Origin of the sequence: Rhizobium sp. NZLR1 (genome assembly GCF_017357385.1) — a bacterium.
Lineage (GTDB): Bacteria > Pseudomonadota > Alphaproteobacteria > Rhizobiales > Rhizobiaceae > Rhizobium.
On the sequence record NZ_CP071632.1, the window covers coordinates 3,584,284 to 3,597,303 of the forward strand.

Annotated in this window: 11 protein-coding genes; 4 read left to right on the plus strand and 7 right to left on the minus strand. The window is 61.6% G+C overall.

Annotated features, from left to right (window positions below; all coding sequences use genetic code 11):
* Positions 1 to 13: 13 nt before the first annotated feature.
* From J3O30_RS17800 to J3O30_RS17810, 3 genes are all read right to left on the minus strand, one after another.
* The gene (locus J3O30_RS17800; protein ID WP_207581555.1) at positions 14 to 3,214 is read right to left on the minus strand and encodes an efflux RND transporter permease subunit; all 3,201 of its coding nucleotides are present in this window, start codon (positions 3,212 to 3,214) and stop codon (positions 14 to 16) included.
* Between the two features lie 142 nt (positions 3,215 to 3,356).
* Positions 3,357 to 4,547 carry an efflux RND transporter periplasmic adaptor subunit gene (locus tag J3O30_RS17805; RefSeq protein WP_207581556.1) on the minus strand — a complete coding sequence of 397 codons (1,191 nt, stop codon included), beginning with the start codon at positions 4,545 to 4,547 and terminating at the stop codon, positions 3,357 to 3,359.
* Positions 4,548 to 4,593: 46 nt separating this feature from the next.
* Positions 4,594 to 5,406, minus strand: coding sequence for an alpha/beta hydrolase (locus J3O30_RS17810; RefSeq protein WP_207581557.1), 813 nt, complete (start codon positions 5,404 to 5,406; stop codon positions 4,594 to 4,596).
* 164 nt (positions 5,407 to 5,570) lie between these two features.
* Here J3O30_RS17810 and J3O30_RS17815 point away from each other — a divergent pair, with 164 nt between their 5' ends.
* The gene (locus J3O30_RS17815; protein WP_207581558.1) at positions 5,571 to 6,482 is read left to right on the plus strand and encodes a LysR family transcriptional regulator; all 912 of its coding nucleotides are present in this window, start codon (positions 5,571 to 5,573) and stop codon (positions 6,480 to 6,482) included.
* Between the two features lie 325 nt (positions 6,483 to 6,807).
* Here the strand turns inward: J3O30_RS17815 and J3O30_RS17820 are convergent, their stop codons facing one another.
* Entirely contained in the window at positions 6,808 to 7,551 is a 744-nt protein-coding gene (locus J3O30_RS17820; RefSeq protein WP_207581559.1) for an SDR family oxidoreductase, read from the minus strand.
* A 119-nt stretch (positions 7,552 to 7,670) separates the two neighbouring features.
* On the opposite strand from J3O30_RS17820, the gene J3O30_RS17825 reads away from it, so the two are divergent.
* From J3O30_RS17825 to J3O30_RS17835, 3 genes are all read left to right on the plus strand, one after another.
* On the plus strand, positions 7,671 to 8,594 hold the full coding sequence (locus tag J3O30_RS17825) for a LysR family transcriptional regulator (protein WP_207581560.1): 924 nt from the start codon (positions 7,671 to 7,673) through the stop codon (positions 8,592 to 8,594).
* Between the two features lie 124 nt (positions 8,595 to 8,718).
* The gene (locus J3O30_RS17830) at positions 8,719 to 9,033 is read left to right on the plus strand and encodes a hypothetical protein (RefSeq protein ID WP_207581561.1); all 315 of its coding nucleotides are present in this window, start codon (positions 8,719 to 8,721) and stop codon (positions 9,031 to 9,033) included.
* 52 nt (positions 9,034 to 9,085) lie between these two features.
* Positions 9,086 to 9,703 (plus strand): DNA-3-methyladenine glycosylase, encoded by a 618-nt coding sequence (locus J3O30_RS17835; RefSeq protein WP_207581562.1) that lies wholly within the window; start codon positions 9,086 to 9,088, stop codon positions 9,701 to 9,703.
* Here J3O30_RS17835 and J3O30_RS17840 read toward each other — a convergent pair whose 3' ends face one another.
* Genes J3O30_RS17840 through J3O30_RS17850 form a run of 3 tightly spaced genes read right to left on the minus strand, consistent with a single transcriptional unit; the run spans position 9,704 to position 12,918 of the window.
* Positions 9,704 to 11,245: a DHA2 family efflux MFS transporter permease subunit gene (locus J3O30_RS17840; RefSeq protein WP_207581563.1), complete on the minus strand. Its 1,542-nt coding sequence runs from the start codon at positions 11,243 to 11,245 to the stop codon at positions 9,704 to 9,706.
* Entirely contained in the window at positions 11,238 to 12,461 is a 1,224-nt protein-coding gene (locus J3O30_RS17845) for an HlyD family secretion protein (protein ID WP_207581564.1), read from the minus strand. The genes J3O30_RS17840 and J3O30_RS17845 overlap by 8 nt, the downstream gene beginning before the upstream one ends.
* Positions 12,454 to 12,918, minus strand: a complete 465-nt coding sequence (locus tag J3O30_RS17850) for a MarR family transcriptional regulator (RefSeq protein WP_207581565.1) — start codon at positions 12,916 to 12,918, stop codon at positions 12,454 to 12,456. Before J3O30_RS17850 ends, J3O30_RS17845 begins: the two co-directional genes overlap by 8 nt.
* Between the last annotated feature and the right edge of the window lie 102 nt (positions 12,919 to 13,020).

Sequence of the window (13,020 nt, forward strand, 5' to 3'; positions counted from 1 at the left end):
GGTTGAATTCTGTTTATTCCGCCGCGAGCCGGATGACCTCCGCCTCTTCTTCCTTGTGCTCGTCCGGCTTGTGCTGGACGAGCGGACGGTTGCCCGTCAACCGCCGTAGCAGCACGTAGAAGACGGGCGTCATGAAGATGCCGAAGAAGGTCACCCCGATCATGCCCGAGAAAACCGCGACACCCATGGCCGCGCGCATCTCCGCGCCGGCGCCCGTGGAGACGACGAGCGGCACGACACCCATGATGAACGCCAGGGAGGTCATCAGGATCGGGCGAAGACGAAGGCGGCTGGCCTCGATCGCGGCCTCCCGCGGTGTCCTTCCCTCGAACTCCAGTTCGCGGGCGAATTCCACGATCAGGATCGCGTTCTTCGCCGATAGACCGACAAGCACCACAAGGCCGATCTGGGTGAAGATATTGTTGTCTCCACCGGTGAGCCAGACTCCTGTCAGCGCGGCCAGTACACCCATCGGCACGATCATGATGATCGCAAGCGGCAGCGTCAGACTTTCATACTGGGCGGCAAGCACCAGGAAGACGAGCAACAGTGCCAGCGGGAAGACGACGATACTGGAGTTACCGGCAAGGATCTGCTGATAGGTCAGATCCGTCCATTCGAAGTCGATACCCGCAGGCAGGGTCTCGTGAAGGATCTTCTCGATAGCGGCCTGCGCCTGGCCGGACGAGAAGCCCGGCGCCGGACCGCCGTTGATATCGGCAGCGAGGAAGCCGTTGTAGCGGTTCGCGCGCTCCGGACCGGTGCTCGGCTCAACCTTCAGCAGGGCTGAAAGCGGGATCATCTCACCCGATGCCGAACGGACCTTCAACTGGCCGATATCTTCCGGCTGAGCGCGGAATTTGGCATCGGCCTGCACACGGACGCTGTAGGTGCGGCCGAAGGCATTGAAGTCGTTCACATAGAGCGAACCGAGATAGATCTGCAGTGTCTGGAAGACGTCGGTGACGGAAACCCCGAGCTGCTCGGCCTTGGCGCGGTCGAGATCGGCATAGAGCTGCGGCACGTTGATCTGGAAGCTGGAGAACAGCCCGGCGAGCTCAGGCGTCTGATAGGCTTTCGCAAGAACTGCCTTGGTGGCCTCGTCGAGCGCCTGGTTGCCAAGGCCTGCACGATCCTCGATCTGCAGCTTGAAGCCGCCCGTCGTGCCGAGACCGTTGACCGGCGGCGGCGGGAACATGGCGATGAAGGCATCCTGAATGGAGCCGAACTTCTGGTTCAGCGCCATAGCGATGGCGCCCCCGGAGAGATCAGGCGTCTTGCGCTCCTCGAAATCCTTCAGCGTCACGAAGACGATGCCGGCATTCGAAGAGTTGGTGAAGCCGTTGATCGACAGGCCCGGGAAGGCGATCGCATTGGCAACGCCCGGCTGCGCCAGCGCGATGTCGGTCATGCGCTTGATGACATTTTCCGTGCGGTCGAGGCTTGCGGCGTCCGGCAACTGGGCGAAACCGATCAGATACTGCTTATCCTGAGACGGCACGAAGCCGCCGGGGACCGTACTGAATAGGCTATAGGTCGCACCGACCAGCGCCAGATAGATCACCATGACGATGCTCTTGCGCGACAGCAATCCGCCCACGCCCTTGCCGTAGGCATTCGAGCCCGCGCCGAAGACACGGTTGAAGCCACGGAAGAACCAGCCGAAGATGGCGTCCATGAAGCGCGTCAGCCAGTCCTTCGGCTCATGATGGCCCTTCAGCAGAAGGGCTGCCAGCGCTGGCGAGAGGGTGAGCGAGTTGAAGGCCGAGATGACGGTCGAGATGGCGATCGTCAGTGCGAACTGACGATAGAACTGACCCGAAAGGCCGGAGATGAAGGCCAGCGGAACGAAGACCGCGACGAGGACCAGCGCGATCGCGACGATCGGACCGGAGACTTCCTTCATCGCCTTGTAGGTGGCGGCCCGTGGCGACAGCCCCTGTTCGATATTGCGCTCGACGTTTTCGACCACCACGATCGCGTCGTCGACGACGATACCGATCGCGAGCACCAGCCCGAACAGACTGAGCGCGTTGATCGAGAAGCCGAAGACATACATCACCGCAAAGGTGCCGATGATCGATACCGGAACCGCGATCAGCGGAATGATCGAGGCGCGCCATGTCTGCAAGAACAGGATGACGACGAGAACAACAAGCGCAATGGCTTCGAGCAGCGTGTCGATGACCTTCTCGATCGAGGCACGCACGAATTTCGTCGTATCGTAGACGATCTCGTATTTAACGCCCTCGGGCATGGCGAGCTGCAGCTGATCCATGGTGGCGTGCACATTGTCGGCGATTTCGATCGCATTCGAACCGGGCGCCTGAAGCACGGCAACGGCAACGGCCGGCTTGCCGTCGAGCAGCGAACGCAGCGTATAGTCCGCGGCACCGAGTTCGATGCGGGCGACATCGCGCAGGCGGGTGATCTCGCCACTGGCGCCCGTCTTAACGATGATGCTGCCGAACTCCTCGGGTGTGCGTAGGCGGCCCTGAGCATTCACGTTGAGCTGCAGATCCACACCCGGCTGGCTCGGCGATGCGCCGATGATGCCGGCGGCGGCCTGGACGTTCTGGGAACTGATGGCGTTGCTGATGTCGCTCGCGGCGAGATTATGCTCGGCAGCCTTCTGTGGGTCGATCCAGACCCGCATGGAATAATCGCCAGCGCCGAAGACCTGCACCTGACCGACGCCGGCGATGCGGGCAAGCCGATCCTTGATATTCAGAGTCGCGTAATTGCGAAGATAGGTGATGTCGTGATTGTCACCGTCGGAGACGAGGTTGACGACCATGATGAAGTTGGGCGAACTCTTGACCGTCGTGATGCCGAGCGAACGGACTTCCGCCGGCAGCCGCGGTTCGGCCTGCGAAACGCGGTTCTGCACCAACTGCTGCGCCTTGTCGGCGTCGGTGCCGAGCTTGAAGGTGACGGTCACGTTGAGCACGCCGTCGGATGTCGCCTGGCTGGACATGTAGAGCATGCCCTCGACGCCGTTGATCTGCTCTTCGAGCGGCGTCGCCACGGTTTCGGCGATGACCGACGGGTTGGCGCCGGGATAGGTGGCGCGCACGACAATCGACGGCGGCACCACCTCCGGATATTCGGAAATCGGCAGCGAGCGCAGGCCGATCAGGCCGGCAACCACGATGAGGACCGAAAGAACGCCGGCAAAGACCGGGCGGTCGACAAAGAATCTGGAGATGTTCATATCAAAGCCCTCTCCGGGGTGAACATGGATGCAAAGTCCCTCTCCGGCGGTTTGGAAGCCGCCGGCGGGTCATATCATTTCGGGTATTGGCCTTCCCAGAAGCGAAGGCATCGCCCTCCCCCGGGAGGGGGCAGGCGATGTGTTATTGAGCGGTCGCGACCTTCTCTTCCATCTGGGGTGCTACGACTGCCCCTGGACGGATGCGCTGCAAACCGTTGACGACAATCGTCTCGCCGACGTTCAGGCCGCTTTCGACCACCCGCTGGCCATCGGAAAGTGTGCCGAGCTGGACCTGCCGGTAGGCGACCTTGTTTTCGGCATCGACGACGAAGACGAATTTCTTGTCCTGGTCGGTGCCGACGGCGCGGTCGCTGATGACGATCTTGTTCTCGGCCTTCGGCTGGCCCATACGCACCCGCACGAACTGGCCGGGGATGAGACGCCCGCCCGGATTGTCAAACACGGCGCGCACGCCGATCGTGCCGCTTGAGGCATCGACCTCATTGTCGATCAGCTGCAGCTTGCCCTTGATCGGCGTACCGCTGTCGGTCAGCGTGCCGACCTCGACCGGGATCTGCTCGACCGGAGGCAGGGCGCTGTCGGTCTGCGGAAGCTGGGCAAGCGCCCGCGTCACCATCTCTTCGCTGGCGTTGAAACTCGCATAGATCGGATCGACCGAAACAAGCGTCGTCAGCGCCGGCGAGGTCGAGCCGGCTGCGACAAGGTTACCGGCGGTAACCTCGATCTTGCCGATGCGGCCGGAAACCGGAGCCCGCACCTGCGTATAATCGAGATCCAGCTGGGCCGACTGCAGCGCAGCCTGTGCCGACCGCAGCCCCGCCTGAGCCTCGGTCAGTGCGCTCTGGCGCTGATCGAGATCGCTCTGGGAGATGGTGCGATTGTCGGAAAGCCTGTGGCCACGATCGAGTTCGGTTTGCGCCAGGCTGACCCTGGCCTCGGCCGAAGCGACCTGGCCTTGCGCCTGGGCTACGGTTGCCTGGTAGGGAGCCGGGTCGATGGTGAAGAGCAGGTCGCCCTGCTTCACCAGCGCCCCTTCGCGGAAAGCCACCGCCAGGATGGCGCCGGCGACGCGGGAACGCACCTGCACCCGGTCGACGGCTTCTAGACGGCCGGAGAAACTCTCCCAGGCCGTCACGTCGCGCGCCGCAACGACGGCGACCGTCACCGGCACAGCGGGAGCCTGTGCGGGGGCGGAAGCAGCCGTGGCGGTCGTGCTCATCGGCAGCTCGAAAAACAATGCAGCGCCGGAAACGGACGCAATAAGGCCTAAGCCGGCGCCCACCAGGGCCCAGCGCTTCTTTCTGGACGTCATCAGTGCTCTCCTTGCGGCTACGAGCCGCCGAAATATCAGATCTTCTTCAATGCAATTGCGTTTGGACGCTTACGTCCCGAAGGAAGCTTCCGAAATGGCGGCTGACGTTTTCCTGCCAGTCGGGCGCTCCGTCGGATTTCCCACCATAAATCGAAGGCCAGCCCGTCCCGGCGGGAAGGACATGCTGGCGCACACCGACGCCGGCCGTTTTCAGGCGGGCACCGTAACCAATTGTCTCGTCGTGGAGAGGATCGTCCTCCGCAGTGAGTATCAGCGCCGGCGCGACGCCTGAAATACGCGAACAGAGACAAGGCGCTGCATAAGGGTGACAACCGCCACCGCTTAGATAGTGGCTCCAGCCTTCCGTCCAGCGCCGGCGCATGCCGATGGCATCGGCCTTGCGGATCGAGGACGTGCCCATGAACGGATCGAGCAGCGGCGAAATCAGCACCTGACCGTCGAGCGCATCCGGCATCTGGTCGCGCGCCTTCAGCGCCACGCCGGCGGCAATATTGCCACCCGCCTCTTCGCCGGCGACGAAGAGCAGCGATTTGCGGTCACCGAGGCCAGCGCGTTTGTTGGCGAGATAGCTGAAGACGGAGAAGGAGACTTCCAACGCCCTCGGAAAAATATTATCGGAAAGGCTGCTGTAATCAGCGGCGACAACAATGGCGCCCGCCTTGGCGAGACTCATTGCCACCGGCCGGTCGACGTTCTTGTCGCTGTCGAGAAACGCGCCGCCATGCAGGTAAAGCACGATTGGCGGACCCTTGCCGTAATCGGCGCCCTGGTAGATACGTGCGGAAACGGGGCCGATGGCCACCTTATCCAGCATCATATCTTTCCATTCCACCGTCATGCGTCCGGTCTCTTTTGCGTCAGCCAGAAGCAGACAACGCCTGCCGCTTGCATTTTGTACAAAAAAGATATTGTTATTCCAACCGAGGAATAAGAAGCTATATCGCGATAACACTGTTCCAGATCTCGAACAATGGTGCAACGCAAACCGCGGATTTCAAACCGATGGATCAGCTTTCGGCAATGCGCGTCTTCATTCGCGTGGTGGAGACGGGCAATTTCACCCGTGCCGCCGACATGCTCGCCATGCCCAAGGCGACGGTAACCAATCTCATCCAGGGCCTGGAGGCGCATTTGCGCACCAAGCTTTTGAATCGTACCACGCGCCGGGTGATGGTGACCACGGACGGCGCGCTTTATTACGAACGCGCCGCCCAGATTATTTCGGAGCTGGAGGAACTCGATGGCAGCCTCTCCAATTCGCAGAGCCTGCCGAGCGGGCGGCTGCGTGTCGAGATGGCCGGCGCTTTCGCCGATTGGATCGTCGTTCCCGCGCTCTACGATTTCTATCAGCGTTATCCCGATATCCGCATCGATCTCGGGGTCGGCGACCGCACGGTCGATTATCTTGCAGAAAATGTCGACTGCGCGCTACGGGCCGGCACGCCGGCCGATCAGTCGCTAATTGCGCGGCGTGTCTCCGAAGTCGAGATGATCACCTGTGCTTCGCCGAACTATATCCAAAAATTCGGCATGCCCGAGCGGCCGGAGGATCTGGAGGCCGATCATTACTCCGTCAATTATTTCCGCGCTCAGAACAACCGAACGCTGCCCTTTGAATTTCGCCGGCACAACGAGGTGATCGAAACCAGTCCACGTTACATCGCCTCGGTTAACGATAGCCGCACCTATCTGACAGCTGCGTTGACGGGGCTCGGCGTCGCGCAGGTGCCGATTTTCATGGCGCGTGAGCCGATGGCAAGGGGTGAACTCGTCCGCGTGCTCCCGGACTGGCGCCGCGATCCGCTGCCGCTCTACGTCGTCTACCCCCCGAACCGCCACCTCAGCAACAAGGTCCGTGTCTTTGTCGACTGGCTGGTAAAGCTTCTGGTAGAGGCGAGACTGAACGACGGCTGAGCGCCAAAACAAGTACGGCCCGGAAGGCAGGGGAAACCTTCGACGGGCCGCACTGTGCAACTTTGAACATCAAGCCTGTCGCACCGCAGGAAGAGAGCGGCAGGCTCTGGAGTTTCGGAAAAGAACGGTAGGGAATTCCACTCTCTCCCGATAGAACAAACATAGGTACTCCCCGCAGGATTGTAAGGGGAAATTCCGCAAGCCCGTTCACATAATCGCGATGACGGCTTGGCTCATGTACCCCCGTCGGCGGGCCGGGTTTCAGTTCTCGACGGCCGGCTTCAGCAAATCGTCGATGCCATAGGGCATCGGCCGCTTGCCTTCGTCAGATCATTCCGCCATTGGCGCGCAGCGTCTGGCCGTTGATCCAGCCGCCGTCGGGGCCGGCGAGGAAGGCCACCGCGGCGGCGATGTCTTCAGGTGTGCCCAGGCGCTCCAGCGGGTTCATCTTGGCCATCCGGGCAATCAGCTCGTCCGACTTGCCGTTGAGGAAAAGGTCCGTGGCAACAGGACCAGGTGCGATGGCGTTGACGGTGATGTTGCGGCCGCGCATCTCCTTGGCCATGATCGCTGTCAGCGTTTCGACCGCAGCCTTGGTGGCGGCATAGACTCCGTAGGTTTCGAGCTTCAGCCCGACGACCGAGGTCGAGAAATTGATGATCCGGCCGCCGTCGCGCATCCGCTTGGCCGCTTCGCGTAGCGTATTGAAGGTGCCCTTGAGATTGACGCTGACTTGGCGGTCGAAATGGGCATCATCGGCCTCAGCCAGCGAGGACAGCATCATGATGCCGGCATTATTGACGAGGACGTCGACACCGCCGAAGGCAGTTTCCGCAGCATCGAACATGCGACGGACGGCTTGCGCATCGCTGACATCGGCTTTCTCAGTCAGCGCCTTGCCGCCGGCCTGCTCGATCTCCCGGGCGAGTTCCTCGGCCGGGGTGGCGTTGCCGGAGTAATTGATGACGACGGTGAAACCGTCCTTGGCGAGGCGTTGGGCGACTGCCGCGCCGATGCCGCGGGAAGCGCCGGTGACCAGCGCCACCTTGCCGTTTTCTTGGGAAGCCATGGTCCGTCTCCTTCATCCTGCGCCGCAGCGCGTTTTCGATGAGGAGAAGATGCGCCTTTTCCTTCCGCGGATAATCAGGCATTCTTCGGCATCACTATCCGGGAATGGCGAACAAAAAGATGGACAGATTCGATGCCATGCGGGTGCTTTGCCGCGTCGTGGAACGCCGCAGCTTCACGCTTGCCGCCGAAGACACCGGCCTGCCGCGCTCGACCGTCACCGATGCGGTGAAGCAGCTCGAGGCCCGCCTCGGCGTGCGCCTGCTCCAGCGCACCACACGCCATGTCAGCCCAACGCTCGACGGCGAAGCGTATTACCAGCGCTGCCTGTCGATCCTTGCCGATATCGAAGATGCCGAAGGCGGCTTTGCCGGCGCCAAGCCGAAGGGTCTGCTGCGCGTCGATGTGCATGGCACACTCGCCCGCCATTTCGTGCTGCCGAGCCTGCCGTCTTTTCTCCAGACCTATCCTGAGATCGAATTTTACATGAGCGAAGGCGACCGGCTGGTCGATCTGGTGCGCGAGGGCATCGACTGCGTGCTGCGCGTTGGCACGCCTGGGGATAGCGACATGATCGCCCGGCGCGTTGCCATGCTGGATGAGATCACGCTCGCCTCACCTGGCTATGTCGCCACCCATGGCCTGCCGCAGCATCCAGACGGGCTTGCCGGCCACCGCATGGTCGGCTTCCGCTCCAGCAGTACAGGCAGCCTGTTACCGCTCGAATTCATCGTCGACAGCGCGGTGCGTCACATCACCATTCCCGCTACCGTCGCCGTCAACGCCGCCGAAAGCTACATTTCAGCGGCGAGGATGGGCCTCGGCATGATCCAGATCCCACGCTATCACGCCGAAAAAGACTTGGCCGAAGGAACGCTTATTCATGTCCTCAAGGATTTTCCGCTGACCCCGACACCGGTTTCCCTGCTCTATCCGCGCAACCGCCAGCTTACGCCGCGCGTGCGCGTCTTCATCGACTGGCTGGTGAAGGTCTTCGCACGACAAAATTCGGAAAACGCGTTTATTACAGCACCGCGCGTCTGAAAAGACGCGCAAAGGATGCTGTAACACTCTGAATCGCTGCATAATTCCCTAAATCGATTCCGATTTAGGGAATTATGCAGTAAAACGCACCTTGCTAATATGAGCGTTCTTTGGGGAAACGGCCATGGCACTCAATGATATCACCGTCTACCAGACGGAAGACGGCTTTGTCGTCGAATTCGGCGGCGAAGGCGAAGACAGGATTGCCGCGACACTGCGGAGTACGCCCGAGCTGACCCTGGAAACCGCCGTCTTGCGGGCCAAGACCCTGCTTGCGGCAGCGATCGAACCTGCCCATAACGACGGCGCGCGCAGCAAGGACCCAGCTTTGCTCGAAGAAGAGCTGGAGGAAGGTCTGGAAGGCTCCTTCCCGGCGAGCGACCCGGTCTCGGTCACCGTCTCCTCAATCCCGATGCGCGATCCGAATGCCGGCCGCTGATGCCGGTGGCTGAAAGCATGAAGCGGTTTTGGGATGACGGCGGGTGCGATGAATGTTATCTGCGTCGGCCATGACCGATGGTGGAACGATAACTGGCGCGATCGGCGCTGGCGCGCTCACCGGCGAAAACCTCAGGGCGTTTTTCGAGCGCGACGCGATCACCGTCTCTCGCGACCTGCTCGGCTGCCATCTCACTGTCGATGGCGTCGGCGGCCGGATCACCGAGACCGAAGCCTATTTCCCCGATGACGAGGCCTCGCACAGTTTCCGCGGCCCGACCAAGCGGAACGGCGCCATGTACGGCCGCCCCGGCAATGTCTACATTTACCGCATTTACGGCATGTACTGGTGCCTGAACTTCGTTTGCCATCCGGGCTCGGCCGCGCTCATTCGCGCGCTGGAGCCGGAAACGGGAATCCCTCTGATGATCGAGCGGCGCGGCACCGAGAGGCTGACCGCGCTCTGCAGCGGTCCCGGCAAACTCTGCCAGGGGCTCGGCATCGATATTCAGATCAACGACCGTCTGCTCGACCGCCCGCCCTATGCGATCGCGCCGTCAGCACCGGTGCCGATCATCTCGGGAAAACGCATCGGCATCACCAAAAATGCCGAAGCACCGTGGCGCTTCGGCATTCAGGGCTCGCGTTATCTCAGCAAACCTTTCCGCTGATTATTCCATGACCGCACTATGGTCGACGGCGGGCGCTGCTTTCGGCTTGCGCAGCAGCAGCACCAGCGGAATGACCGCGAGCGACATCACCATCAGCAGCTTGAAATCGTCCATGTAGGCGATGATCGTCGATTGCAGGGTGATGATCTCGTTGAGCGAAGCGCGCCCCGCCGCCGTCAGCGGACTGAGCCCCTGCGCCGCCACGGCATTGAAGGCGTGGTTGAATGGCGTCACATAGGCCGCGATCGATTCATGATTGCTCTGCGTGTTCTCGACGATCAGCGCCGCGACGATCGAAATGCCGACCGAGGAGCCGATGTTGCGCGACAGGTTGTAGAGCCCGGTGCCGTCGCCGCGCATATGGGCGGGCAGCGTGGCGAAAGCGATGGTTGTCAGTGGCACGAACAGGAAACCGAGGCCGGCGCCCTGTATGAAGCCGACCGAGACGATCGTCCATTGCGAGACGTCGGGCGTCCAACCGGTCATGTCGTGCATCGCCCAGGCAGTCAGGCCGAGGCCGAGCACCAGCAGCCAACGCGTATCGACCTTGCCGATCAGACGCCCGACGATGAACATGCAGAGCATGGTGCCGAGCCCGCGCGGCCCCATGACGATGCCGGCGGTGATGACGGGATAGCCCATCAGCGTCTGCAGGTATGGTGTCATCAGCGCCAGCGAGGCGAGATAAGTGATACCGATCACGAAGATGAAGATCATGCTGATGGTAAAATTCTGGTCGAGAAACAGCTTCGGATTGACGAAGGATTTCTCCGCCGTCAGCGTATGCACGATCAGCAGATAGAAAGCGGAAGCGCAGATCAGCGCCTCGAGGATTATCTCGCCGGAGGAGAACCAGTCGAGCTGCTCGCCGCGGTCGAGGAAGAGCTGCAGCGAGGCGATGCCGAGACTCATCATCCCGAACCCGAACCAATCCAGTTTGGCGAGGAAATCTCTCTTGGTCTCGGTGACGAAGATGACGATGCCGGCGAAGGCAAGCGCGCCGATCGGAATGTTGATGTAGAACACCCAGCGCCAGCTGATGTTATCAGTCAGCCAGCCGCCGATGACGGGACCGAGCACCGGCCCGACCATGACCGAGACGCCGAAGAGGGCCATGGCCGACCCGCGCTCCTCGACGGTATAGATGTCGAGAAGGATCCCCTGCGAAAGCGGCACCAGCGATGCGCCGAACAGACCCTGCAGCAGGCGGAAGGCGACGATCTGATTCAGCGATTGCGCCAGGCCGCATAGGATCGAGGCGGCCACGAAGCCGGCGATAGCGACGAGCAGCACGCGCTTGCGGCCGAACTTGGCGGCAAGGAAGCCTGACGGCGGCGTCATGATCGCCGCCGCGACGATGTAAGAGGTCAGGACCCAGTTGATCTGGTCGGCAGAAGCCGACACGCTGCCCTGAATATAGGGCAGCGCCACGTTGGCGATCGTCGTGTCCAGCGCCTGCATGATGACGGCGAGGATGACGCAGGCCGTGATTGCGCCGCGATTGGCAACCGGGGTCGCCGGGGAAGCGGAAGCGTTACTCATGATCCTTGCCCTGAGGCCGACCCAGAAGCTTGTTGACGAAATCGGGCAGGCCGCGGGCATGACCGGTCTCGACATCGACCACCGTGCTCATGCCGACGCGAAGCGGCGGCTTGCCTTCGGTGTCTTCGATGCTGACGCGCATCGGAATGCGCTGGACGACCTTCACCCAGTTGCCCGTGGTGTTCTGCGCCGGCAGCAGCGAGAAGCTGGAGCCTGAGGCCGGGCTAATGCTCTCGACCTTGCCCTTCCACGTCACGCCAGGATAGGTGTCGACGTAGATCTCGGCCGTCTGGCCTGGCTTGACGTAGGTAAGCTCGGTTTCCTTCGGGCTGGCGGCGATCCACAGATGATCGGTGGCAACGAGCGAGAAGGCCTGCTGCGAAGCCTGCAGGTAGGAGCCGACCTGCAGCGCGTTGACATTGGTGACGATGCCGTCGAACGGCGCCTTGACGACGCTGTGGTCGAGTTCGCGCTGGGCATTGTCGACATTCGACTTTGCCTGCAGGTAGAGCGGGTTCAGCTCGATCGGCTGATCGGCCGAACCGCCGAGCTGGGCAAGCGTGGTTGCGGCTTCCGCCTTGGCGACGGTCACCTTCTGCTCGGCAGCCTCGAGATTATGCTTGGCTTCGTCATAGGCCGATTGCGTCGCGCTGCCGTTGTTGACCAGGTTCTGCTGCCGGTCGAATTGATCCTGGTAATAAGGCAGATCGGCTTGCGCCTGGGTAATCTCGGCCAGCGACTGCTGGTAGCTCGCCTTGAGATTCATGATCTGGTTGCGCTGCACGCCGAGCTGCGCCTTGGCGCCGTCGAGCGCGATCTTGAAGGAATCGGCTCTGAGGCTGAAGAGCACCTGCCCCGCCTTGACCGCCTCGTTCTCGTGCACTTTGATCTGCTCGACGATACCCGAGACATCGGTGGTAAGCCCGACCATGTCGGCCTGGAGATAAGCGTTGTCGGTCGACATCACCTGGCCGCCATTGACGTAATAATAACCGCCGACAACGAGTGCCACCGGCAGCAGGGCGAACAGGATCGGCCGAGTGAGACTGCGCCGGCGGCGGACCTTGATGCCGCCGGGCGCAGCCACGGCGGCAGCCGGCGCTGAATTGGATGAAGGCGCTTCGGCTACCGTTTCCTGCTGTTTCGTTTGGTTGTCTTCGACAGATGTCTTGGTATTGGCGTCAGCAACGACGCGGAGGGGGGATTGATCAGCCATCGTTCGTCTCGTTCTCGTCAACCGGGGTCCGGCATGCCTGAACCAGGTTCGTCTTCATTACGGATAGGGTGTGGAAAAGCTGCTCGCGCTGCTCGGCTGAAACGCTTTGCAGCGCTTCCGCGCGGGTGGTGTCGCCAATCTCGCGCATTTCGGCGAGCAGCGGATGCGCCTCTTCGCGCATGTAGAGCAACCAGATGCGCCGGTCGGTCGGGTGCTGACGGCGCTCGATCAACCCGCGTTCGGCGAGTTTGTCGAGGATGCGCACCAGCGTAATTGGCTCGACCTCGAGGATTTCGGCAAGCCCGCTTTGATGGATGCCTTCATTGTTCGAGAGATAGGCAAGCGTCTGCCATTGCGATCGGGTCAGCCCAAGGCACTTCGCACGCTGCTCGAACCGCTTGCGCAGCAGCCGCGCGACGTCGTGGAGAAGGAAACCGAGGGTAGGAGTGGCGTTCATGAAAACCTGTGACTGTTATTTATAAGCATACTTATAATATGGGTAGATATATTGAGCTTGTGCGCTGCACAAGGGTATGGAAGACAGATTCGGCCGCCGCGG